The organism is Fibrobacter sp. UWH5 (assembly GCF_900142505.1).
Classification (GTDB): Bacteria; Fibrobacterota; Fibrobacteria; order Fibrobacterales; family Fibrobacteraceae; genus Fibrobacter.
The window spans coordinates 127,284-151,022 of record NZ_FRBB01000007.1 but is presented as its reverse complement, the minus strand read 5'-3'; the positions used below and the strand labels follow the sequence as shown (position 1 = coordinate 151,022).

Here is a 23,739-nt window from a genome sequence, read left to right as displayed (position 1 = left end):
TTCCAGAGCACGGAATCGTACTTCGACGATATCCCCATCGCCTCGCTCCAAGTGTAGCGGCCGCCCCAGCCGTTCTCGCAGAACCACTCGTCGTTTAGCTCGCAGTACTTCTCCACCTTGCCGTCGTCCAGCCGGTGGACGCTCGAGTCAACCATCTCGCCGTAGTTCAGGTTCTGCGCGAAAACCTCGATGGAATCGTCTTCCACAAGTTTTCCATTCAAATCATACTTGTGGAGTATCAGCGTCGTGTACTTCTGGCCGTCACGCGGGTCCGTGAACTCGCTGAGTGTGCTGTACGGGTTTTCGAATTGGCGGTCCATGTTCGGGTAAACCTTGGGCTTGGGTGGGTAAATTATCGTATCCGTTCGCCAATAGTTATCCCTACACGTCATATACGCAGTTGAATTTTCTTTTACAACTGTGTCCTTGGCGCCCTCCTCGCAACGGCGGGGCAAAAAGACGCTGCTCGACGATGCCGCCCCGCTACTGCTAGATCCCCGGTCGGTGCCAGCTGCAACGCTCGAACTTGACAGCCGGCCCTGAGACGAGCTCAGGGTGACATCCGCGGAGCTTGCGCCGTCGCTCGATTTTGCGGTGCTTCCCTTGCTCGAGGAGCTATTCTTGGAAGTCTTCCCGCTGCTGGAGGCGGCGTCGAGGCCTTCGTCGTCGCTCGAGTTCACGGAAATTTCGTCGCCGCTGCTCAGGATTTCGCTAGACGAGGATTCCTTTTCCGGTTCAACGAAGCTGCTGCTGTCGTCGTCACCGCAGGCGGTAAAGAACATGGTGGCGGCAACAAGGGCAAGGGCAAAAGGTAACAGTCGATTCATTTTTTTACTCCAAAGAAAGAAGATAGAAATTGTTGATGAGGCACGGTTCGAGCGACTCGATTTTGAAGCTGTTCTTGCGAGACTTGTTCTTTTTCTTGTTGTTTTTAGGCTATGTTCTATTAGAGTGTAGGACTGCCATTTTATGTTGAATTTACTGAAAAAATGGTCTAACCCAACAAAGATTAGGTTAGACCAAGTATCTAAGATACAGTTTTTAGGTAGGTAAATCTCAGATTATAATAGGGTGTGTTTTTTAGATAGTTATATTACATCTACACTTTGAAAGAACATAGCCAATATTTATGTAGGGGAGTCAGGTTGATTACTGCAGGGTATCGCGGACGAAGGTGTCTTCGGGGGTGGCGTCAAAGACCTCGAACGCACCTGCGCCAATCACGGCGCCGTTCTTGTAGGCGATTTCTACGCGGTATTTGCCGGGGGGCGCGTTCTTCTTGCGAGAGAAACTGCGGAATCCGGTTTCGCGGCCACCGTTAATGACCATGCGGCCCGAAGAGATCTTGTCGGTCAGCTTGAACTTTTCGGTGGTGGGGTCTTCGTAGTACCAGCGGTATTCTATTTCGGCCTTGAGCTTGGCGGGGGCATAAACCGAGGCCAGGAAGTAGACTTCGTTGCCTTCTTGCTTATGGACGGTGGGGGTGCCCAGGCCGATCTTTTGCAGGAAGGTGGGTTCGTCTATGTCGCAGGTGTAGGTGGCCTTGTCAAAATTCTGGCAGGCCATGTGTTGCTTTAATACCAGGGGAACAGGCGGAACCCAGTTCATGAGGTAAGCAACCACCAGCAGGATGCTGATGAGGGCGGGTGCTATCAGGACGCCCCTGGAACGGCGGGAAATCTTCCAGATGGCGGTACAGATGCCGAAGGAAAGAAGTGTAGAGAGGAAGAACCATCCGAAACCGATGCGGTGAACCACATGGGGGATGGTGAAGTTCATGAACATGGTTCCCAGCAGGCAGAACAGCGCCAGGTTCAAGCCGAAACTTTCGTAATGCTTCTTGAGGAATTCGTTTCCGACCAGGAGAATTGCAAGTAAAATAACGAGGATGAAGGAGGCGATGGAACCGCTGCTCTTGAAATAGCAGACCACCAGGGCGCTGAACATGCCGCCGAAGAAGAACTGCAGGGCCCAAGTGAAACGGTCCTTCCAGACGGGACTCCATTCGCGGTCCAGGAAGTGGTGCTCTACGACGATGGCGTTCTGGGGGATGGCGGTACTTTCGTAGCCCACCTTGTCGGCCAGCTTTCCGGCGGCGTTTGCTGCGGCTCGGGCGGTAGCTCCTGCGGCGTTGGCGGCGGCATTTGCAGTTGCCTTGGCGGCAACTCCCGCGGCGTTTGCGGCTACACCTGCTGCATTTGCGGCCACTCCTGCTGCCATTTCGGCGGCCTTGCCCAGTTTGCCGGTGGGGGCGGCCTTGGCGGCAGTTGCGGGCTTGGGGGCTTCTGCCTTGATTTCGGCAGGGGGTTCAACCTTTGCTTCGGCCTTGCTGTCGGTTTTTGCCGTGCTTTTGGCGGCGGGCCTTACAGGCTGTGCGGCGGCAGCGGCTGCCAGGCGCTCCTTGGTCCATCCTTCAGGGTGTTCCAGGCGGGCAGACAGCAAAATGACCAGGATCAGGGCGCCGGTGTAGTAGGCCAGCAGAAACCACAGGTCCGAATCATCGATAGACATTCCCAGGGTAATGGAATCCCAGCCGAAACCGCCTAAAAAGGCGATTGCCGGGAAAAACTTCATGATTTTTTGAACGGAAGGCTTGTTGCGAACTTTATCTATAAATTCCATGGCCGAAAAAATACAAAATTGGCGGTGCCAAACCCTGACATTTAAAAAAATAGCTGTTGTAATATTGCTAAATTTTCGCCCGAAAAATTTGTCTTATAGTCCATACGGATTTAAAGGATCGTTATGAAACTCTCTAAGTACTTCTACGTCACGCTCCGCGAAACGCCCAGCGACGCTACCATGCCCAGCCACATCTTCCTGATGCGCGGCGGCTACATCAAGCCCGTTTCCACCGGTATCTATTCCATGATGCCCATGGGTTTCCGCGTGATCCAGAAGATCACCAACATTGTTCGCGAAGAAATGAACAAGATTGGCGGTATCGAAGTGGATCTGCCTGTGGTTCAGACCGCAGACCTGTGGAGCGAATCTGGCCGTTACCAGGCCATTGGCGAAGAACTTCTCCGCTTTAAGGATCGTAACAACCACAACATGGTGCTGGCCATGACCCACGAAGAAGCCATGACCGATATGGCCCGTTACGTTCTGAACAGCTACAAGCAGCTGCCCTTCATGCTGTACCAGTTCAAGACCAAGTACCGCGACGAAGCCCGTGCCCGCGGCGGTCTGATCCGCGTTCGCGAATTCCTCATGAAGGATGCCTACAGCTTCCACTCTTCTCAGGAAGACCTGGACAAGCACTACCAGGAAGAATATGACGCCTACCTCCGCATCTATCGCCGCGTAGGCATTGAACCGGTGGTGGTGCAGAGCGATACCGGCATCATGGGCGGTAAGGTTGCCCACGAATTCATGCTGGACACTCCCAACGGCGAAGACTACCTGATCCTCTGTAAGAAGTGCGGCTACCAGGCCAACCGTGAAATTGCAAAGTTTACCCGCGAAACCTACAAGGGCGACGCTAACGCCATGCCCGAAAAGGTTGAAACTCCCCACTGCCCGTCTATCGAGGATCTGAGCGCATTCCTGAAGATCGATCCCAAGTCCACCGCCAAGTGTGTGTTCTTCGACTTCGAAGGCAAGCTCATTACCGTCATGGTTCCGGGTAACCTGGACGTTTCCGAAATCAAGCTCCACAACCTGCTGAAGGCCAAGGAACTTTACCCCGCAGACGACGCTCTCATCAAGTCTTGCGGCATGGTGCCGGGCTTTGCTAGCCCCATCGGCGCACACGACACCCGCATCATCGTTGACGAAGCTCTGGCTGACGCTTGCGATCTCGTTATGGGCGCAAACGAAGAAAACTACCACTTGCTGCACTGCACCCCCAAGCGCGACTTCCCGGCTTTCGAAGTAGCCGACATTGCCGAAGCTCAGGGCGGCTGCAAGTGCCCCTGCTGCGGCGAAGAACTGACCGAAACCCGCGGTATCGAATTGGGTAACATCTTCAAGCTGGGTACCAAGTTCTCTGAATCCATGGGTGCCAAGTATCTTACTGCCGAAAAGACCACCGCTCCCGCAATCATGGGATGCTACGGTATCGGCATTGGCCGCTTGATGGCTTCTGTTGTTGAAAATAGCCACGATGACTTCGGCCCCATCTGGCCCAAGTCCATCGCTCCCTTCCAGGTGGAAATCGTTCCCATCGGCAAGGAACCGGAACTGGTCGAACTGGCTGAAAAGTTCGAAGCAGAACTGGAAGCTAATGGCATCGACGTTCTTGTGGATGACCGTGACGAACGTCCGGGCGTTAAGTTCAAGGATGCTGACCTGTGGGGTTCCCCGGTCCGTATCGCTATCGGCAAGAAGGGTCTTGCCAACGGCGAAGTGGAATGGAAGTTCCGCAACGAAAAGGAATTCACCATGGTCAAGGTGGAAGACGTTGTCGCCAAGGCCAAGGAATATTTTGCTGAATAATTAGGAGATTACAAAATGAACATGAAAAAGTTTGCTCTGGGTGCCGCAGCCCTCGCTCTGGTTGCCTGTAATGAACAGGCTGCCAAGAAGGTTGTTGCCATCGATGCCAATTCTACCGACGACCAGAAGTTCGCCTATATGCTTGGTGCTCAGTTTGGTGGTCAGAACGCTACCTTCATTCCTCGCCAGATGGGCGAAGAACTGTACATGGACGCTGTGGTCCAGGGCGTACGCGACATGGTGAAGGCTTCTAAGGATACCAGCTTCAAGCCGCAGATGACCGATGATTCCCTGCAGGCAGTGGGTGGCCGTTACACAGCTATCGCCCGTAACCGTGCCCAGGCAACCCGCCCGGATAGCGCAACCTTCGCTTCTTTCGAAGGCGACCAGCAGAAGATGCGTGCCTGGATGGATTCTGCAACCAACGCCCTGCCTGTTGTTGCAGCCCAGGCTTCTACCGGTGCTAACGTTACCATTAACGCACAGTCCAGCGACAATGCCAAGTTCTCTTACCTGATCGGTATGCAGTTCGGTAACCAGCTGAACGCTATTGGTGGCCAGTTCGATACTTCTCTTGACGAAGACTACTTCATTCTCGGTATCAAGGAAGCTGCCGCCAAGGTGAAGGACTCGACCCTTACCCTCCAGCTGCCCCAGGATTCTCTGGCTGCAGTGGGCCAGCGCTACCAGCAGAAGGCTCAGGAACTCCGTCAGGCAGCCATGAAGAAGCAGCAGGAAGAACAGGAAAAGGTGAAGGCTGCCGTGGCTGAACTCCGTGGCGATACTCTCGCTAACGGCATGCCCAAGCTCATGAACTACAAGGTTCCTGTAACTGGTGTTACCGGTAAGTCTACCGACCTTTCTGACATCGCCGGCAAGTCTGCCCTGGTGTTCTACTTCTCTGCAACTTGCGGCCACTGCCAGCACGCTGCTCCCCAGATTCTCGACATCGCCAAGGAATTTGCTTCTACCGGCCTGACCACCCTGGCTGTTGCTAGCGGCGGAAACAACAAGGTTGGCATCCGTAAGTTCATGGACAACGCCAAGTGGGACGAAACCATTAACGTTGTGTGGGATGAAACCCGCGAATTCGGCGAACTCTATAGCGATGGCTACGTTCCCAAGGTCTACCTGGTGAACCCGGATGGTACCTACAAGCTGTACGGTTCCTTCGAAAGCGAAAAGGAAACTTTGAAGACCGAAATCGCTGCCTTGCTGAAGGGCACTCCGGTTGTCTGGACTGTCGAAGCTCCCAAGGCTGCCGAAGCTCCGGCTGAAGCACCTGCCGCTCCTGCAGCACCTGCTCCCGCAGCTAAGTAGTTTAGAGTTTAAAGGTTAAAGATTAAAGGTTAAAGGATTTGGCTGGTTCTAATGAGCTCGATTCTTTAACCTTTATCCTTTCCGCTTTATCCTTTCCGCTTTAATCTCGCTTTAACCCTTATCCTTTCTGCTATCCGCTTTATCCTAACCTATGATTATTGCTGAATACGACGTTGTTGTGATTGGTGGCGGTCATGCCGGTATCGAGGCCACGCATGCTGCCTGGAAACTTGGCGTAAAGACGGCCATGCTGACTATGGAAATTGATGCCATCGGTCGCATGAGTTGCAACCCGGCTGTGGGCGGTGTGGCCAAGGGCCAGATCGTTCGCGATATCGATGCCTTGGGTGGCCTGATGGGCTTGCTGACCGATAAGGCCGGTATTCAGTTCCGCATGTTGAACATGAGCAAGGGGCCTGCCGTTTGGGGACCCCGCGCCCAGTGCGACATGAAGTATTATAGCGAAGTGGCGAAGGAAGTGATTACGAACCTCCCGGGGCTGGATGTAATCGAAGGGGAACTGGCTGCCTTTGAACGTATGGCTGATGGCCGCCTGGAATTGACCTTGCTGGACGGCAAGCGTTACATTACCAAGTCTATCGTGGTGACGAGCGGAACCTTCCTGGCTTCTAAGATGTTTACCGGTCTGGATACCAGCATCGGTGGGCGAGTCGGGGAGCCTAGTTCCGACAAGCTTTCGGAATGCCTGGCCCGCGAAGGGGTGCAGCTCCGTCGCCTTAAGACGGGTACGCCTAGCCGCCTGGATCCGGATTCCATCGACTTTAACGAATGCGAAGTGCAGCGTGGTGACGATTCCCCGTGGCCCATGAGCGACCGCCACTTGGACAATGCCGTTCCCGGCCGCGATGCGAACTACTTCTGGGGCGACCCCAAGAACAGCTTTGTCCGCAACGATTGCGTCTGCTGGATTACCCGCACCAACATAAAGACTCACGATATTCTGCGTAGCGGCTTTAAGGATAGCCCCATGTTCAGTGGACGTATCCACGGCAAGGGCCCCCGCTATTGCCCCAGTATCGAAGACAAGATCAACCGCTTTGGCGACCGTGATGGCCACCAGCTGTTCCTGGAACCGGAACAGGCCGATATTGGTCGAGTGTATATCAACGGTTTCAGCTCCAGTCTGCCGGCGGATATTCAGCTCCAGGCCATTCATACCATTCCCGGTTTGACCCGCGCCAAGGTGCTGCAGATCGGTTATGCGGTTGAGTATGATTCCGTAGATGCGACCCAGCTTTACCCCACCTTTGAATGCAAGAAGGTGCCCGGCCTCTATTTTGCCGGCCAGGTTTGTGGCACCAGCGGTTACGAAGAGGCTGCTGGCCAGGGTTTGATGGCTGGTATTAATGCTGCCCTTAAAGTTAAAGGCGAAGAACCTCTGATTCTGGGCCGCTCCGAAAGCTACCTGGGCGTCATGGTGGATGACCTGGTGAACGTTCTGCTGGACGAACCCTACCGTATGTTTACCAGCCGTGCCGAATACCGTCTGTTCCTCCGCAGCGATAACGCCGAAGCCCGCCTCAAGGAAAAGGCCCGCAAGATCGGCATGCTGTCGGAATCCGACTTTGCCGACTGGGTCCGCCGTCAGGAACTGATGGCTACTGTAAAGGAACGTCTTGCAACTACCAGCGCCCTCCCCGAAGAGGCAAACAGCATTCTGGCCGAAGGTGGTCAGGCCCTGGCAACGGAACGTACCCGCTGGATTAACGTTTTGCGCCGCCCCGGCATCGACCCTGAAGTGTTCTTCAAGGTGGCTACTCCCGATTTGAACATTTCCCGCCGCGACCAGTGGTATATGTATGCCGAAGAGATTTATGCCGGTTTCTTCGACCGTCAGGCCCGAGAAATCGACGACCAGAAGAAGATGGAATCTGTAAAGCTGTCTCCGGACCTGGATTTCATGCAGATTTCGGCCATCAGTATCGAAAGTCGTCAGCGCCTGAACGCCCAGAAGCCCCTCACATTGGGCCAGGCAAGCCGAATTCCGGGGGTCCGACCGGCCGATATTACGGTTTTGGCCCACTGGTTGGAGAATCGCTACGCCTAAAGAGGGATTTTTTGCTTTACAATCTTTGCTAAAAATCAAAAAATTACTACATTTGGCCCGACAATTAACAATATTTTCAAGAGGTATATCATGGCAGAAGAAAAAGTCGAAGAAGTTAAGGTTGAAGCTGCAGAAGCTGCAGAAGTTAAGGTAGAAGCTAAGGAAGAAGTTAAGGCTGCCGATAAGAAGAAGGCTCCCCGTAAGGGTGGCAAGCGCCCGTTCAACAAGAAGGGTGGTAAGTTCGGTGGCAAGCCGGCCGCTCCTAAGGCTCCCAAGGTATTCAGCGACTCTCTTGAAGATCGTTTCCCGGCTCTCGCTGCAAAGCTGAAGAAGCAGATCGAAGATGGTATCAAGCAGAAGATCAAGGACGCTCAGAAGGACCCGAAGGTTGCTGAAGCTTCCAAGAAGTTCGCTGATAAGTAATTCTTCTGAATCTCAAAAAATCTTGAAAGTGCCCCTGTCCTCGGATGGGGGTATTTTTTCTATATATGGGTCATAAAATCTAAAAGGAGATAATTATGCGTAAACTGTTCGCTCTTCTCGCCGTTGGTTGCAGCCTTTGCTTTGTTGCTTGCAGCAGCGGTGGTGGCAAGTCCGTTACCCGTATCGACGAAAATTCCACTACTGACCTGTCTGGCAAGTGGAACGACACCGATTCCCGCCTGGTGGCTGACGAAATGATCTCTAGCTGCCTTTCTAGCGCAAAGATCGACCGTCTCATCAAGTCTATGGATCGTACTCCCACTGTCGTAATCGGCAAGGTCAAGAACAAGAGCCACGAACATATCAGTGTCGAAACCTTTACCAAGGACATGGAACGTGCCCTGCTGAACTCCGGTGCTGTTGACTTCGTTGCCAACTCCGACGAACGCGCAGAACTCCGCCAGGAAGTTATGGACCAGCGCGGCAACGCTACCGAAGAAACCGCCAAGGAACTGGGCATGGAACAGGGCGCCGACTGGATGCTCACCGGCACCATCAACACCATCGTCGACCAGGAAGGTGGCAAGTCCGTTATCTTCTACCAGGTTGATATGGAACTCACCGACCTCCAGTCTCACAAGAAGCTCTGGATTGGCGACAAGAAGATCAAGAAGTTCGTCTCCCAGGATTCTGTGAAGATGTAATTTGACCTTAGGAACCGAGAATTCACGATGATCAGTATTACCAAGCTTTTGATGGATTCCCCCAATTATGGGGACCAGTTGCGCTATACTCCCAAGGCTCACGAAGCCAAGAACGGAGTTTCTGAAGGCCGCGGCCCGGTGGTGGTTTGGAACTGCACCAAGACCTGCAACCTGAAGTGCGTACACTGCTATGCCCGTTCTGAAGCCATCAAGTATCAGAACGAACTGACCCACGAAGAAGGTCTGGCACTTATCGATCAGCTGGCTGAATTCAAGGTTCCTGTGATCTTGTTCAGCGGTGGCGAACCTCTGCTTCGCCCCGACTTTTTTGAACTGGCCAACTATGCGGCCAGCAAGGGCATTCGCCCTACAATTTCTACCAACGGTACATGCATCACTCCCGAAGTGGCCGAAAAGCTGAAGGCCATGGGGGTGGGCTATGTTGGTATTAGCCTTGATGGTAACGAGTCTACCCATGACAAGTTCCGCGGTAAAGAGGGCGCCTATAAGCTTGCCATCCGCGGCATTCGTAACTGTGTGGCTACCGGTCAGAAGGTGGGCCTCCGCTTTACCATTACCAAGGACAATTTCCGCGACCTGAATTCCATCTTCGATTTGATCGAAGCCGAAAACATCGATCGTGCCTGCTTCTACCACCTGGTCTATAGCGGCCGTGGCAGCGGCATTGTTGACCATGACCTGAGCCACGAAGAAAGCCGTGAAGTCATGGACTTGATTATCGACCGCGTTCTTGATTTTAAGAAGCGTGGTCTCAATAAGGAAATTCTGACTGTCGACAATCACGCCGACGCCGTGTATCTGTACCAGCGCATGAAGCGCGAAGATCCGGAACGCGCCAAGAAGATTCTGGAACTGATCCAGAGCAATGGCGGTAACCGTAGCGGTATGGCTTTCGGTAACATCGACAGTATCGGTAACGTTCATCCCGACCAGTTCACCCAGTACATTACCCTGGGCAATGTTCGCGAACGCAAGTTCGGCGATATCTGGACCGACGAATCCAATCCCATTATGGCGGGCCTCAAGAACCGTAAGCCGCTGCTTAAGGGTCGCTGCCCCAAGTGCGCCTTCCTGAACCTTTGCAACGGTAACTTCCGTACCCGCGCCGAAGCTGTTACAGGTGACTTCTGGGAAATGGACCCGGCCTGCTACCTGAACGACGACGAAGTGGTTATCTAGTCAACAGTGATTAGTGGTTAGTGATTAGGATTATAAACCTGTTTACTAACCACTGCTTACTAACCACTATATTATGACTGAATTAGAACAGCAAATCCTTGACATCATCCAGGACGGATTCCCCATTGTGGAACGTCCTTATGCTGCCTTGGCCGATATGCTGAATCGCGAAGCCGTGTTGCAGCATGCGGATGATGCTCAACATTTGCATACTACGGAACAGCTTGTATTTGATGTGGTTGAATCCCTTCGTTCATCTGGCGTTATCCGTCGACTTGGCGGTGTGTACGATACAAAACGACTTGGTCTGGTAAGCCGCCTGTGTGCCGGCAAGGTTCCTAGCGTGGCGACTGGTGCCACTGACGATTCTGCCCTGGAACAGTTTGCTGCTGCGGTTATGGAAATTCCTGCCATTACCCACAATTACGTCAGGTCTCACCAGTATAATGTGTGGTTTACGGTCATTGCCGAAAGTGAATTGGCTTTGCAGGCTGTAATCGATAAACTTTGCGGGGTGACCGCTCTGCACGATGTTCATTCCATGCCGGCCCGCAAGATGTTCAAGATCAACACGGTCATGTCTCGGCGTTCCAGGACTTCGGCAAAGCAGGGCGAACCTTCGGCTAGCGCGATGAACTCGGTAAGTTCGGCGAATGCCTTGAACGTTTCGGCGTTGTCTGTTTCTGACCGAACCCGCATCCGGTTGCTGAGTGGAGATTTGCCTCATTCCCTGACTCCGTTTAACGAACTTTTCGCGGATGTCATTAGCGGGACGAAGTCTCTGGCGGATCTTTTACAGGATGCTTGTTCTGACCTGACGTCCAGGCGTATGCGCCGATTCGGGGCCGTACTTCGCCATCAGGATGCCGGCTTCCCGTGCAATGCCATGGTTTGTTTTGATGTGGCTGATGGGTCTGCTGCCGGTGCGGTTCTCGCGGCGAATCCTCATGTGTCCCATTGCTATGAACGCCCTCCGTTTGAGGGGTTCCCCTATAATGTTTATGCCATGTTCCATGCTTCTACAAGCGAAGAACTTCTGCGTTTTGTGAACGAGGCTGTGGCGGCTCTTGGCAATCCTCAGTTTGCGGTACTGCATTCTGTACGCGAACTTAAGAAGACCAGCTATAAGTACTTCTAGATTCCTGCTTTCAGGAAGATGCCGATGCGATGACCCGTCTCGAAACCGAAGAGGGTGCCTTCGTGAATTTCGTAATTGAGACCTAGGCTAATGGGGAGGGCGCTGAACCTTCTGGAAAGGTCGAATCGCATCTTGTAACCATGGAAGTCGTCCTTCATTTTGCGGTAGGGCTTGTCCATGTGCAGGTTTTCGGATTCGTGGATTCGGTTCTGGTATAGGAACACCTGGTCAAAAATCCAGCCACTCTGTGTGCTTTCGTTCCACCAGAATTTCCATGCCAGAGATGCCTTGAAGCCGACTTCGTCACCTGGGGCGAAGTCGTTCTTTTCAAAAAATCTGTTGTACCTGAATGCGGTCCCCAAAATCAATCTTTGCGTAAACTTGAACGCGTAGAAGGGCTCTATGTTCAGACGGTGGAATCGGTTCCGCTGGGAACCTTCTCCTGGAGGGAATCGCCAGCCGACGTTCAGGCCGGCACCTTTCAGAATGTCGGCTTCTTCGTTGACGAAGGGCATGAACTTGGCGCCTACGTAGGTTTCGTTAAAACCGTTTACGTGAAGGTTGCAGTAATTGTGGACGTACCCCTTGGTCGAATATTCGTAGCTGAAGCTCAAGAAGCGGAAGGCTCCGTCAACATAAAGGCTGGCCTTGCCACCGGTCATAGGAAGGGCGAACTCGGCAGAGACATTCATGTCGGCACTGTAGATGTCTTCGTCTAGATCGACGGCTCCTTCTACAGAGGCCCAGGTGCTTGGGGGTAAAATAGGGTGCAGGACTTCGGTTGCGTAGGCCATGGCGGCCGCGCCCAACAACATTAAAATGGAAGTCCCTCGCATCATGCTCCAAATATATCAAAGATTTAAACAAATGATGATTTATGTTGTAATTTTGAAATGTCGTATGCGGTTGTCTTTCGTAAAAAGTTTGATGTTCCTTTTGATCGCCTTGTTGTTTGGCGGTTGTGTTTATGATGGAACGGATGACGAAATGGGTTACTTGCCCATTGATGATTCGCAGTACCCTTATGCGGGTATTCCCCGTGTGGTTATCGAGACCGAAAATTTTTCTCAGATCCGGGATGTTGAAACGGAATTCCCGTCGCGGCTCCAGATTTATGGCGACTCGGCTCCGGTTAGCGGTGTCTATAAGCTGACTGTTCGTGGCCGCGGAAATTCAAGCGCCAAGATGCCCAAGTACGGGTTGAAACTGGAATTTGAAGACAAGGTAAAAATGTTCGGCATGCCCAAGAATAGGGACTGGGCCCTGATCGCCAATTATGGGGACAAGACTCATTTGCGGAATTTTATGATGTCCAGAATTTCGGAATGGCTTGGGGCGAGATATACTCCCAAGATGCAATTTGTAGAGCTTTATCTAAATCGCAAATATATGGGCCTCTACCTTTTTTCTGAAACCGTAAAGGTGGGCAAGAACCGGGTGAACATCGAAGAGAACGATTCTACCTTTTTGTTTGAAAAGGAAGACAGTAAAAAATTGGATCCGCCTTATGTGACCACGAATTTGGGATACACATTCCATGTGAAGTCGCCCAAGAATATGACGGAAAAGTCAGAAGCGCTGCTGACGGAACACCTGAATGAATTTGAGATTTTTATTCATGGCGGTCACAATGGTTATTCTGATACCATGAGCAAATGGATTGATATGGAAGATTATCTGCGCTACTATTGGGTGCAGGAATATTCAAAGAATGAAGATGGCTCTTTTGCCCGCAGCGTTTATATGACTTGGTCGAAGGGAGGCTTGATTCATTTTGGCCCCCTGTGGGATTTTGACCTGGCTTTCGGCAATGCTTCCTATGATCAGAATAAATCTGCCGATGGTTGGTACATTCGTTCTCAACGCTGGAACCGTCTAATTTTCAATGACTATTACGTTCGGTTGGAAGCGCAAAAATTCTGGGAAGATCACAAGGAACTTTTTTATGACTTGATCGATAGCGTGCCCCTGTACCGTAAGGGAATCGAGAAGGCTATTGCCAATGAATACAAGCGTTGGCCCATTATCCGCAATACCGAAAACTGGGCTTTGAAGGAACCGTATGATTCTTACGATGAAGCGGTTGAAGCCATGGTGAAGTGGATGAAAGAACGGTACGAATGGATTGAAGAACATTAAAGATCAGAACGTTTTTTCTACATTTGGGCCATGCGAAAAATCTACATGGCAGGAATGAGTCATAAGGTCGCGGATATTGCTGTCCGCGAGAAGTTCTATATCCCCATGGATATAAAGACCGAAACTCTCCAGCGCAAACCTTTTGATGAACTTTTGATTCTTGCCACCTGTAACCGCACTGAATTTTACGTGGCCAGCGACAGGGAACTTGAGGAAGGCGAACTGGTCCGCTACATTTGCGGATTGGTTGGACAGAAGTTTGAAGACTTCGGACAGTTCTTCTATGTGAAGTGTGGTGACGATGTGGCCCATCATGTGATGAACGTGTGTGCGGGCCTGGATTCCGTGGCCGTGGGGGAGGACCAGATCCTTAACCAGATTAATCGTGCTTACGAAACGGCTCACCAGCTTGGGGCTACAGGCAACAGCCTGAATAAGCTTTTTCAGAGTGCCATTCACACCACCAAGCGCATCAAGACCGAAACCAATTTGAGCAAGCTTAGCTGCAACATTCCCTTTTTGGCCATGAAGCAGGTCCTTAAGACTTTTGACGATCTTGAAAACCGTTCGGTCTACATTATCGGCCTTGGCGAAATGGGTTCCCTGATGTTGAAGTATGTTCAGGAATATACGACTCACATTTTTGCCAGCAGCCGCACTTTTTCTAATGCCGAAAAGTTTGCCGACGTGTTGACTCCTGTTCCGTTTGAAAACCGCTACGATGTGGTTGGAACGTGCGATGTGGTCATTCTATGTAGCGCTTGCCATGACCCGATTATTACCAGGGATGAGTACGCTGCCGCCTTAAAGGAAAAGTCCCACTTGGTCATCGACTTGGGAAGCCCCCGTAATGGTGAAGCCTCTATTGGCGAACTTCCGGACGTTACCTATGTCTGCGTCGATGAACTGCAGAAAGTTGTGGATGAAAACCGCCGCCTCCGCGTTATCGAACTGGAGGCCGCCCAGAAAATCCTTCAGGAAGGTATCGAGGAATTTTTGCAGTGGTACCGCATGGATGATGTGGCCAAGCTTATTAATGTCCAGGCCGAAAAGATGATGCGGATGGCTTCCGAGGAATCTGAGAAATTGCTCCGCTCCTTGCCGAATTTGGAAACTGCGGAATCTGAAAAAATTCAGATGATGTTTGAACGGTTCGCCAAGAAAATCGCCAGCGAGTACCTCTATAAGGTAAAGGACAAAAATTCTCCTGAAAACGTTCAGAAGTATTTGGAATGCCTTTGCAACGTGTCATCCTGAGCGTAGCGAAGGATCTAGCAGAAGGTTTTGTAATGAAGCTAAGAATCGCGACCCGTAAGAGCGCCTTGGCGCTTGCCCAGACCACCCAGGCTGCCGATGAAATCGTTGCGGCCAACCGCAGTTTTTTCGCTGACGAAAAGGTCGGTGGGAATTGCGCCGATGGTGGGGACTGCGCGGGCCTCTCATACGAACTGGTTTCTATGACTACTGAAGGGGACCGTCGTCTGGACAAGTCCCTGGCAAGTTTTGGAGGCAAGGGCGTTTTTATCAAGGAACTTGAAGTGGCTCTTCTGGAAGGGCGCGCTGACATTGCGATTCATAGCCTGAAGGATATGCCTGCCGAAGTGCTTCCCCAGTTTAAGTTGGCTGCCGTGTTAAAACGCGAAGATCCCCGTGACGCTTTTTTGGCCCGCGGGGGTGTCGCTGGCATCCGCTTTATGGACCTGCCTGCGGGAGCCAAGGTTGGAACGGGTAGCATTCGACGTGTCGTTCAGCTGAAGGCCTTGCGCCCGGATTTGGAATACGTTCCCATTCGCGGAAACATCCAGACCCGCATTTCTAAGCTGGCCGAATTGGACGGTGTTGTCCTTGCTGCCGCCGGCTTGAACCGAATGGGGTTGACGGATCAGGTGACTGAATATTTTAGCACCGAACAGATGCTCCCTGCCAGCGGCCAGGGCATCCTCGCCATTGAAACCCTGCGCCAACCCGAAGAGCTGTGTGTCGAAACGATCCTCTCCCGCGTAAACCACGTTCCCACCTTCTGTATTGCCGTTGCCGAAATGGCTTTCTTGAAGGCTCTGGATGCAGGATGCCAATTCCCTGTGGCAAGTTTTGCAGAATTTGAAAAAGACGCAATTGGTGATGTACGTACTTTGAAAATTCGCGGTATCTATTGGGACGAATCTTCCTCTCGTTTGCTTCGTGCTGAAACGTCCCGTGAAATCCACATGAATGAATCCAATACGCTCGAAGAATCCAAGGCTTTGGGCGTTGCCCTTGCGGAACTCATTAAAAAGCAGCTGGCTGAATAATAAAAGATTTTACGTCCTACCATAAATTCTAAATTATAATACGGAATGAAGAATTTTGGTAAAGTTTATTTGATTGGCGCAGGCCCCGGTGATCCGGGTCTGTTTACCTTGAAGGGCAAGTCCATTTTGGAACGTGCCGATGTTGTTGTGTACGACCGTTTGGTTTCTCCGGCAATTTTGTCTTTTTGTAATGCAAGTGCCGAAATGGTGGATGTAGGCAAGATGCCTACACATCACAAGGTTAAGCAATCCGAAATCAATAAACTGTTGGTGAAGTTTGCCCAGGAAAAGCCTGGTGCCGTAATCGCCCGCCTGAAAGGTGGTGATCCCTTTGTGTTCGGTCGTGGTGGCGAAGAGGCTTTGGAACTGATTGATGCCGGTGTGGAATTCGAAGTGGTTCCCGGTATCACAAGTGCCATTTCTGTGCCCGCCTACGCAGGCATTCCTGTAAGCCATCGTGGAATTGCTACCAGCTTCCACATTGTTACCGGCCATGAAAAGCAGGAAATGCAGACGTGTCATTCTGAGCTATACGAAACTAAGAACTTTAGTTCTCAAGTTGGGTTATGCCCTTTGGGTAGAAGCACGAAGGGCGGAGTTGAAGAATCTAGCATTTCTGGTCTCGATTTTCCCGCTCTTGCCAAGTGCCCTGGCACTCTGATTTTCTTGATGGGCATTTCCAATATGGAAATGATTTCTCGCCGTCTGATCGAATGCGGTAAGGATCCCAAGACTCCTCTGGCTTTTATCGAAAAGGGAACAACCCCCTACCAGCGTACCGTTATGTGTACCTTGGAAACCGCAGGGGAGACTATCCTTCGTGAAAACGTAACCGCTCCTGCCATTACCATTATGGGTGGCGTAGTGGAATTGGGCAAGTCTCTCGCTTGGCGAAAGAACTTGCCACTTTCGGGTAAGCGTCTGGTGATTACTCGAGCCGCAAAGCAGGCTGGGGGAATCGCTTCCCGCCTGACGGCTCTCGGAGCCGAAGTTATTGAGACGCCCATGATCGAGACTCGTGGTGTTGAACCTCGCGTAGGTTCTTTGGATGGGACTGCTGCTGATTTCGCAGACCTTTCAAACTTTGACGTCCTCGCATTCACCAGTACCAACGGCGTAGATTCCTTCTTTGAAGCCCTCTTCAAGGCGGGCCTGGACATTCGCATCCTTGCCGGCAAGAAGATTGCATCTGTTGGGAAGATTACCGAAAAGAAATTGTTGGAACGGGGTATTCGCTGTGATTACGTTCCCGAAGATCATACCGGCGAAGGATTGGGCAAGCTGCTTGCCGCCATATGTCATTCTGAGCAAGCGCCGCGCGTCGACGGATCCCGTCTTGACGAATCTCGCATCCTCCTTCTCCAGGGAAATCTTGCCGACGATACCATCCTGAAGCTTTTGCCGAAGGCAACCCGTTGGGTGGTTTACGAAACCCTTCCTGTGGCCACCTTGCCCGACTGGAAGCGTGAAGCCGTTGCCGGTGCTGATGCCGTCGTATTCGCCAGCTCCAGTGCCGTGGAAAATTTCATGAACGCTTTGAAATTACCTCAAAGCACCGAAGGTGCGGCCTCAAACCTCAGCGCGCAGCGCCCTCATTTGGCCTTCTCCATTGGTCGCCTGACCTCTGCCACCGCCAAGAAGTACGACTTTGAAGTTGTGGAAAGCGAAGAGACTTCCATGGATTCCCTGGTCAAGAAAATCACGGAATACTACGCCGTATGAAAGTCGTTCTGATTATCGCCCATAACTGCATCCGTCCGGGAGCTTACCGCGGTTTTGAAACTGTTCTTGACCGCCTTCGTAAGGATATGCCTGACGCTCGTATAGCAAGTACTAGCCTTGTGGATTTGGATAATGATTTGCGTGCTATCTTACGCGAGGATGTGGAATCCGTAACCTTGTTGCCTTACTTGCTTTTGAACGGTCAGCATTCCAAGGGTGATATTCCCGCCATTGTTGCCGCAGCCCAGAAGGACTTCCCACAGATTCCCATGACGCTTTTGCCACCCCTGGGAGAATGGGATGGCTTTGCGGATATGGTGGTCAATGGTGTTCGTCGTGCGAATCGCGCCGAAGCACAAAAGGAAAATCAAGCTCATTCCAATTCCAGCCTTTTCGCTATTGAAATGAATCTGGAAGGTAAAAATGTGCTGGTGGTGGGCGGTGGCCGCATAGCCCTTCGTAAGGTAAAGACCTTGCTTCCTACAGGAGCTCGCATTACGGTGGTGGCACCCATGATTGATCCTGAGTTCAAGACTCTAGAAGTGCCGCAGAATTCTCTTACGACTGTAACTCTGGAAGAGCGTCCTTACGATGTTCTGGATCTTCGTTCTGTTTCTATGGTATTCATCTGTACGGATCAGCCGGCAGTAAATGCACAAGTCAGTAACGATGCGCGAGCCCGCCGCATTCTGGTGAACAACGCTTGCGATTACCTGGACGGTGATTTCATTGTTCCCGCCCGAATGGACTTTGGTAAAAACATCACCGTAACCGTTTCCACCCAGGGCCGCGCCCCCAGCCTTGCCAAAAAGTTGAAACAGAAAATTCAGGCAGACTGGAAAAAAGACCTAGAACAAATTGAAAAAGAAAGCTGTGAGCTATGAGTAATGAGTTTTGTGCTAAAACAAGGCGCCCTCGGCGCGATTATTAAACCTCATACCTTTAATCTTTAACCTTAAAACTTTAACCTATGATTATCCGTCCTCGTCGTCTTCGTCAGAATACTACCATCCGCAACATGATTGCGGAAACTTCCGTTAGCCCCGATTGCCTCGTTTACCCCATGTTCGTGGTAGAAGGGGAGGGCGTCAAAGAAGAAATTCCCAGCATGCCCAACCAGTTCCGCTTCAGCATCGATGAACTGCTGAAGGAAATTGAAACCTTTGGACCTTTGGGCTTGAAGTCCGTGTTGCTGTTTGGTATTCCCGACCATAAGGACGAAATGGGCTCCCAGGCTTATGATGATGATGGTATCGTTCAGCGCGCCACCCGTGCAATCAAGGCCAGATTCCCGGAAATCTACGTGATTTGCGACGTCTGCCTTTGCGAATACATGAGCCACGGCCACTGCGGAATCATCAAGGATTGCGATGTGGATAACGATCCCACCTTGGAACTTCTGGCAAAGACAGCTGTTTCTCAGATTGCTGCTGGCGCAGATATGGTGGCCCCCAGTGATATGATGGACGGTCACATTACCGCCATCCGTGAAGCTTTGGACGAAGCTGGTTTTACCAACGCTCCCATTATGGGTTACAGCGCTAAGTTCGCCAGCGCCTATTACGGCCCCTTCCGCGATGCCGCCGATTCCGCACCCCATTTCGGCAACCGCAAAACTTACCAGATGGATGTCCGCAACATCCGTGAAGCTATGCACGAAGTGGAACTGGATTTGGAAGAAGGTGCCGATATCGTTATGGTAAAGCCGGGCCTTGCTTTTTTGGATGTGCTTCGCGGTGCTGCCGAAATCAGCAACGTCCCCGTAGCCGTCTACAACGTCAGTGGAGAATACTCCATGGTGAAGGCCGCTGCAAAGATGGGCTGGATCGACGAAGATTCCATCATCCGCGAAAATATGATTGCCTTCAAGCGTGCCGGCGCCGACATCATCATTACCTACCACGCCAAGGAAATCCTGGAAAAGGGACTGCTAGGGTAGAGTGCTTGTTGTCTAAAAATGACTCTCCTGTTTTTGCAGGGGAGTTTTTTTTGTATAAAATGAAAAAAAACAGCCGTTGGGTTCTTTTTTTATGCAGGAAATAATAAATAAAAAATTTTTTTGTCTGAAAAAAAATAAACTTACTTTTTGTAGACAAAATCATTTTTTTTTCTTACATTTACCGCGTCTTTTTTTAAAAGGAGTGAGTATGAGTGCTCAGTTTGGTAAATATGCAGTAGTTGCATCTGCTGTTATTTTGGGATTGTCTGCTTGCGGTGATGAATCTACCGTATCTGACGGAGGATCTAACGTCTCGATTCTTGACGAGAAGCTTGGTGAATGCAGCGAAAGCAACCAGGGCGCAATGGCCTATGTGACTGATTCCGCTGCCCTGTATTTCTGTGCTGATGGGGAATGGGTTCCCCTGAAGGGCCAGGATGGCGAAGACGGCAAGGATGGTAAGGACGGCAAGGATGGCAAGAATGGCGCAAGCTGTACTGCCAAGGTCGTTGATGACGGCGTCGAAGTTAGCTGCGATGGCAAAGTCGTAGGCACCATCAAGAATGGTGAAGACGGCAAGAATGGCGAAAACGGCAAGAACGGCGAAGACGGCAAGAACGGCGAAGACGGCAAGAACGGTGATAAGGGCGACAAGGGTGACAAGGGTGATAAGGGCGACAATGGCGACAACGGCACCAGCTGTACAGCCGAAATCATTAATGAAGGCATCGAAGTTAGCTGCGATGGCGAAGTCCTAGACACCCTCAGGAACGGCAAGAGCGCCTTCGAACTGGCTGAATCCGAATTGTCCTTGGAAGACTGGCTTGCCAGCCTGAAGGGTGACAAGGGCGATAAGGGTGACAAGGGCGACAAGGGCGATAAGGGCGAAGATGGCCTTTCCTGCTCTGCATCGCAGATCGAAAATAATGATGGCACGAAGACGACGACCATCACTTGCGAAACCGCCGAAGGCGAATCTGCCGAATATGTGGTGAATGACGGTAAGGATGGTGCCAGCTGCAGCATCAGTGACAAAGGCAATGGTGTCGTGAAACTTATCTGCGGTGACAATTCCGTCAATCTCAAAGAGCCCTTGTGCGGAAGCACTCCCTATGATCCGGAAGAATGGATTTGCCTTGACGACGATGAACTTCTTCAAAATACTGCCTCCAGCACAGCAACCTCCAGCGCTGCACCAGCCTACTCCAGCGCGGCCGCTCCGATAATCTCCAGCGCATCCTATTCTAGCGAAGCTGCTCCGAGCTCTAGCGCATCTGTTCCGAGCTCCAGCGCTGCACCTGCCTACTCCAGCGCGGTCGCTCCGATAATCTCCAGCGCATCCTATTCTAGCGAAGCTGCTCCTAGCTCTAGCGCATCTGTTCCGAGCTCCAGCGCTGTACCGGAAGTATTTGAATACAGCTCCAGCGCGGCCGCTCCGATAACCTCCAGCGGTGCAGCCCCCTCCTGTGAAGAGACTGTTAAGGGTACCTATACCGATACTCGCGATGATCATGAGTACAAGACTGTGACCATCGGTGATCGGACATGGTTTGCTGAAAACATTCAATATAGTGCTTCTTCCGTCACGACAAAAGTACATACTAACGGTGTACAACTGCTTTATTACGGTGCAAATGGTGTTTGCCCTGAGGATTGGCGTTTGCCGTCGAGGGCTGATTTTGAGGATCTAATCGCTCGTGCCACATGTGGGGGAACCGGCGATCCGTCCAAAGTTTTGAGATCCACGACATGGGACGGAACTGATGAACTGGGATTCAGTGTCGTTCCCACAGGTAATTGTGGATCGAGCGATTGTTGGAATCCTGACAAGTATACGGCATTCTGGACGACTGATGCTAATCCGGTGGCAACAAGTACGTATTCCACCTTGGCTTTTGACTATGCTGATGATGACCCTAATAAAGGAAAAATGTCTTTTACTGAAACTAAGACAGCTTATGCAATATCCATCCGTTGCGTAAAGGATAAAGAATAACTGTTTAATTCTCAAAAGCCCGCTGGTTTTAGTGCCGGCGGGCTTTTTTTACTACTGGTTTCAAAAAAAACTCACCCGCAGTATATAACCGCGGGTGAGATTTTTTTCTGAAAGAAATCTGAATCTTAGGGCTTTGGGATTGCAAGCTTCCTGATCTCTTCTTCTTCCCTGAGAACGTCGCCGACAGTCTTGTAATTGGGACGAACGAAATCCATCTTGAATGCCTCCATAAAGTTGGCTCTTAACCATCCTTTCAAATATACATCCATCTGGTACAGTAAGTCAAGGGCTTCCGATTTGGGCAGTTCCCTGTGGATTCGGTCCAGTACTTTAGAGAATGTCTCCCGAGAATTGTCTGGATTCCAGATGTACTTCATGGCGCAGATGAAGGCTGCAAGGCGCGCCCCGAATCCGTTCAGAGATTCGTCAGAAACCTCCTTCACGTTCAGCAGGATGCACTTGAATGGGAGCAGGTACCTCTGGAGTTCCTTGGGGTACGCCTGCAGCTTTTTAAGCGGGTCCCAGTTGTCCTTGCCATTGTAGAGGATGATTGCCACGGAGGGAATCCCCTTTTCCGCATTGGCCTTCAGCTGGTTTTCCATCAGATAGTAGTGGTACTTGCGGAGCTGATCCATGACGCCATCGTCGCTGGAGGATTTTGTAATCGCCGGGAACCTGCCCTCGGGTCACCTCCTGAATTCAAGGGTGACCTCGGTTTAGATTGTTGTAAAGAAGGTGCCAATCCAAACTGCGGAAAATGCAGGTTAAAGGTTGAAGCTATGTAAAAAAAATCTGCATTCGCAGATGAATACGATATATGAAAAAATCTGCACTCGCAGATAGACGGAATATATGAAACTTAGAACAAACTGTCAAGCGAGATGCTGCAGAAAAATCATGAAGTTTTTTGATGCACAACTGTAAAATCTTGGGGAAGCTTAAAGTTCATAATTCCTATATTGTATCCTATGAATCATTCCGTTAGTGAAAAGCTGTTTGCTGAAGCAAAGTCCCTGATGCCAGGTGGCGTCAACAGTCCTGTTCGTGCGTTTGGTAACGTGGGGGCGACACCTCCGTTCATTGCCCGCGCCAAGGGCAGCCACATCTACGATGTAGATGGCAACGACTATGTGGACTATGTAGGTTCCTGGGGCCCCATGATGTTGGGCCACGCCCACGATTCCGTTATCAAGGCGGTGGCGGAAACTGCACAGAACGGCTTGAGCTTTGGTGCACCCTGCGGTCTGGAATCTGAACTTGCGAAATTGGTGATGCAGTTGGTTCCCAGCATCGAGATGATTCGTATGGTGAACTCCGGTACCGAAGCTACCATGAGTGCCATCCGTGCTGCCCGTGGCTTTACCGGGCGCGATAAGATTATCAAGTTTGAAGGTTGCTATCATGGTCACAGCGATAGCCTGCTGATTAAGGCTGGCTCCGGCATGCTGACTACCGGCAAGCCCAGCAGCAAGGGCGTTCCCGCAGACCTTGCCAAGTACACCTTGACCCTGCAGTATAATGACGTGGCTCAGGTTCGTGAAACTTTCGACAAGATCGGTGACGAAATCGCCGGTGTCATCGTGGAACCTGTGGCTGGCAACATGGGCGTTGTGCCTGCGACTAAGGAATTTCTCCAGACCCTTTCTGCAGAAACCAAGAAGCATGGCGCTCTCCTGATTGTGGATGAAGTCATGACCGGTTTCCGCGTGGGCGTTCACTGCGCACAGGGCTTGTACGGCATTACTCCGGACCTTACCACCTTCGGTAAGATCATCGGTGGCGGCATGCCTGTGGGTGCTTACGGCGGTCGCCTGGATGTGATGCAGCAGATTGCTCCCTTGGGCGGAATCTATCAGGCTGGTACTTTGTCAGGTAACCCGGTGGCCATGGCTGCTGGTCTTGCTACCATGGGCGAACTGAGCCGCAATCCGGAACATTACACTCGTGCGGAACGATCCACGACGAACTTGTTAAAAGGCCTCAAGGCTGCTGCCCAGGAAGCGGGTCTCCCTATGACCACAAACCAGGTGGGTTCCATGGGTTGCGTCTTCTTCACTGATGGTCCTGTAAATTGCTTCGCAGATGTTCAGAAGTCTGACTTGGAGCTTTTCCGCAAGTATTTCCTGGGAATGTTGGATGAAGGCATTTACTTGGCCCCCAGCCAGTTCGAAGCCATTTTCGTCAGCTCTGCCCACACTGATGCTGACATCGAAAAGACTATCGAAGCTGCCCGCAAGGTCCTAAAAGCACTTTAGCTTAGGTTTAAATCACTTTTTTTGAAAAAAGACTGCTTTTTGAACTATTAAGAACTAAATGTGTTATATTTATAACATAATTTTATGATTAATAGGAGATTAAA

Annotated in this window: 18 protein-coding genes and 1 pseudogene; 15 read left to right on the top strand and 4 right to left on the bottom strand. The window is 51.3% G+C overall.

What is annotated here, in order from left to right; translation table 11 throughout:
• Together BUB38_RS08215 and BUB38_RS08210 are read right to left on the bottom strand one after the other, a co-directional pair.
• A pseudogene (locus BUB38_RS08215) lies at positions 1–827 on the bottom strand (hypothetical protein); the annotation flags it as partial.
• 322 nt (positions 828–1,149) lie between these two features.
• The gene (locus tag BUB38_RS08210) at positions 1,150–2,622 is read right to left on the bottom strand and encodes a DUF2914 domain-containing protein (protein ID WP_254794912.1); all 1,473 of its coding nucleotides are present in this window, start codon (positions 2,620–2,622) and stop codon (positions 1,150–1,152) included.
• Positions 2,623–2,745: 123 nt separating this feature from the next.
• Between BUB38_RS08210 and BUB38_RS08205 the strand changes: the two genes are divergently transcribed.
• From BUB38_RS08205 to BUB38_RS08175, 7 genes are all read left to right on the top strand, one after another.
• Positions 2,746–4,440: a proline--tRNA ligase gene (locus BUB38_RS08205; RefSeq protein WP_073159413.1), complete on the top strand. Its 1,695-nt coding sequence runs from the start codon at positions 2,746–2,748 to the stop codon at positions 4,438–4,440.
• Between the two features lie 15 nt (positions 4,441–4,455).
• Positions 4,456–5,760, top strand: coding sequence for an FKBP-type peptidyl-prolyl cis-trans isomerase N-terminal domain-containing protein (locus tag BUB38_RS08200; protein WP_073159411.1), 1,305 nt, complete (start codon positions 4,456–4,458; stop codon positions 5,758–5,760).
• 151 nt (positions 5,761–5,911) lie between these two features.
• Complete coding sequence (gene mnmG, locus BUB38_RS08195) at positions 5,912–7,828, top strand: tRNA uridine-5-carboxymethylaminomethyl(34) synthesis enzyme MnmG (protein WP_073159409.1); 1,917 nt, start codon at positions 5,912–5,914, stop codon at positions 7,826–7,828.
• Positions 7,829–7,918: 90 nt separating this feature from the next.
• Positions 7,919–8,251, top strand: coding sequence for a hypothetical protein (locus BUB38_RS08190; protein ID WP_073159407.1), 333 nt, complete (start codon positions 7,919–7,921; stop codon positions 8,249–8,251).
• A 95-nt stretch (positions 8,252–8,346) separates the two neighbouring features.
• Positions 8,347–8,955, top strand: coding sequence for a penicillin-binding protein activator LpoB (locus tag BUB38_RS08185; protein WP_073159405.1), 609 nt, complete (start codon positions 8,347–8,349; stop codon positions 8,953–8,955).
• A gap of 27 nt (positions 8,956–8,982) precedes the next feature.
• The gene (nirJ1, locus tag BUB38_RS08180) at positions 8,983–10,155 is read left to right on the top strand and encodes a putative heme d1 biosynthesis radical SAM protein NirJ1 (protein ID WP_073159403.1); all 1,173 of its coding nucleotides are present in this window, start codon (positions 8,983–8,985) and stop codon (positions 10,153–10,155) included.
• 73 nt (positions 10,156–10,228) lie between these two features.
• On the top strand, positions 10,229–11,293 hold the full coding sequence (locus BUB38_RS08175; RefSeq protein ID WP_073159401.1) for an Lrp/AsnC family transcriptional regulator: 1,065 nt from the start codon (positions 10,229–10,231) through the stop codon (positions 11,291–11,293).
• On the opposite strand, the gene BUB38_RS08170 is transcribed toward BUB38_RS08175, so the two are convergent.
• Positions 11,290–12,132 (bottom strand): hypothetical protein, encoded by an 843-nt coding sequence (locus BUB38_RS08170; protein ID WP_158535416.1) that lies wholly within the window; start codon positions 12,130–12,132, stop codon positions 11,290–11,292. The two genes, BUB38_RS08175 and BUB38_RS08170, sit on opposite strands and share 4 nt — an antisense overlap.
• 61 nt (positions 12,133–12,193) lie before the next feature.
• Between BUB38_RS08170 and BUB38_RS08165 the strand changes: the two genes are divergently transcribed.
• From BUB38_RS08165 to BUB38_RS08135, 7 genes are all read left to right on the top strand, one after another.
• Positions 12,194–13,432 (top strand): CotH kinase family protein, encoded by a 1,239-nt coding sequence (locus BUB38_RS08165; RefSeq protein ID WP_170932250.1) that lies wholly within the window; start codon positions 12,194–12,196, stop codon positions 13,430–13,432.
• Positions 13,433–13,462: 30 nt separating this feature from the next.
• Positions 13,463–14,689 (top strand): glutamyl-tRNA reductase, encoded by a 1,227-nt coding sequence (hemA, locus tag BUB38_RS08160; protein WP_073159395.1) that lies wholly within the window; start codon positions 13,463–13,465, stop codon positions 14,687–14,689.
• Between the two features lie 32 nt (positions 14,690–14,721).
• Positions 14,722–15,723 carry a hydroxymethylbilane synthase gene (gene hemC / locus BUB38_RS08155; protein WP_073159442.1) on the top strand — a complete coding sequence of 334 codons (1,002 nt, stop codon included), beginning with the start codon at positions 14,722–14,724 and terminating at the stop codon, positions 15,721–15,723.
• Positions 15,724–15,768: 45 nt separating this feature from the next.
• Positions 15,769–17,445 (top strand): uroporphyrinogen-III C-methyltransferase, encoded by a 1,677-nt coding sequence (gene cobA, locus BUB38_RS08150; protein WP_073159393.1) that lies wholly within the window; start codon positions 15,769–15,771, stop codon positions 17,443–17,445.
• Positions 17,442–18,329 (top strand): NAD(P)-dependent oxidoreductase, encoded by an 888-nt coding sequence (locus tag BUB38_RS08145; protein ID WP_073159391.1) that lies wholly within the window; start codon positions 17,442–17,444, stop codon positions 18,327–18,329. Before cobA ends, BUB38_RS08145 begins: the two co-directional genes overlap by 4 nt.
• Before the next feature lie 86 nt (positions 18,330–18,415).
• Positions 18,416–19,384 carry a porphobilinogen synthase gene (gene hemB, locus BUB38_RS08140; protein ID WP_073159389.1) on the top strand — a complete coding sequence of 323 codons (969 nt, stop codon included), beginning with the start codon at positions 18,416–18,418 and terminating at the stop codon, positions 19,382–19,384.
• Between the two features lie 208 nt (positions 19,385–19,592).
• On the top strand, positions 19,593–21,380 hold the full coding sequence (locus BUB38_RS08135) for an FISUMP domain-containing protein (RefSeq protein WP_073159387.1): 1,788 nt from the start codon (positions 19,593–19,595) through the stop codon (positions 21,378–21,380).
• A 125-nt stretch (positions 21,381–21,505) separates the two neighbouring features.
• Here BUB38_RS08135 and BUB38_RS08130 read toward each other — a convergent pair whose 3' ends face one another.
• Positions 21,506–22,045, bottom strand: a complete 540-nt coding sequence (locus BUB38_RS08130) for an Rpn family recombination-promoting nuclease/putative transposase (RefSeq protein WP_256382241.1) — start codon at positions 22,043–22,045, stop codon at positions 21,506–21,508.
• 303 nt (positions 22,046–22,348) lie between these two features.
• On the opposite strand from BUB38_RS08130, the gene hemL reads away from it, so the two are divergent.
• Positions 22,349–23,635, top strand: a complete 1,287-nt coding sequence (gene hemL / locus BUB38_RS08125) for a glutamate-1-semialdehyde 2,1-aminomutase (RefSeq protein ID WP_073159383.1) — start codon at positions 22,349–22,351, stop codon at positions 23,633–23,635.
• Positions 23,636–23,739 lie beyond the last annotated feature (104 nt).

Coding starts and splice junctions, on each gene's coding strand:
- BUB38_RS08210 (WP_254794912.1), bottom strand. CDS start 2,622: ATGGAATTTATAGATAAAGTTCGCAACAAGCCTTCCGTTCAAAAAATC.
- BUB38_RS08205 (WP_073159413.1), top strand. CDS start 2,746: ATGAAACTCTCTAAGTACTTCTACGTCACGCTCCGCGAAACGCCCAGC.
- BUB38_RS08200 (WP_073159411.1), top strand. CDS start 4,456: ATGAACATGAAAAAGTTTGCTCTGGGTGCCGCAGCCCTCGCTCTGGTT.
- mnmG (WP_073159409.1), top strand. CDS start 5,912: ATGATTATTGCTGAATACGACGTTGTTGTGATTGGTGGCGGTCATGCC.
- BUB38_RS08190 (WP_073159407.1), top strand. CDS start 7,919: ATGGCAGAAGAAAAAGTCGAAGAAGTTAAGGTTGAAGCTGCAGAAGCT.
- BUB38_RS08185 (WP_073159405.1), top strand. CDS start 8,347: ATGCGTAAACTGTTCGCTCTTCTCGCCGTTGGTTGCAGCCTTTGCTTT.
- nirJ1 (WP_073159403.1), top strand. CDS start 8,983: ATGATCAGTATTACCAAGCTTTTGATGGATTCCCCCAATTATGGGGAC.
- BUB38_RS08175 (WP_073159401.1), top strand. CDS start 10,229: ATGACTGAATTAGAACAGCAAATCCTTGACATCATCCAGGACGGATTC.
- BUB38_RS08170 (WP_158535416.1), bottom strand. CDS start 12,132: ATGATGCGAGGGACTTCCATTTTAATGTTGTTGGGCGCGGCCGCCATG.
- BUB38_RS08165 (WP_170932250.1), top strand. CDS start 12,194: ATGCGGTTGTCTTTCGTAAAAAGTTTGATGTTCCTTTTGATCGCCTTG.
- hemA (WP_073159395.1), top strand. CDS start 13,463: ATGCGAAAAATCTACATGGCAGGAATGAGTCATAAGGTCGCGGATATT.
- hemC (WP_073159442.1), top strand. CDS start 14,722: ATGAAGCTAAGAATCGCGACCCGTAAGAGCGCCTTGGCGCTTGCCCAG.
- cobA (WP_073159393.1), top strand. CDS start 15,769: ATGAAGAATTTTGGTAAAGTTTATTTGATTGGCGCAGGCCCCGGTGAT.
- BUB38_RS08145 (WP_073159391.1), top strand. CDS start 17,442: ATGAAAGTCGTTCTGATTATCGCCCATAACTGCATCCGTCCGGGAGCT.
- hemB (WP_073159389.1), top strand. CDS start 18,416: ATGATTATCCGTCCTCGTCGTCTTCGTCAGAATACTACCATCCGCAAC.
- BUB38_RS08135 (WP_073159387.1), top strand. CDS start 19,593: ATGAGTGCTCAGTTTGGTAAATATGCAGTAGTTGCATCTGCTGTTATT.
- hemL (WP_073159383.1), top strand. CDS start 22,349: ATGAATCATTCCGTTAGTGAAAAGCTGTTTGCTGAAGCAAAGTCCCTG.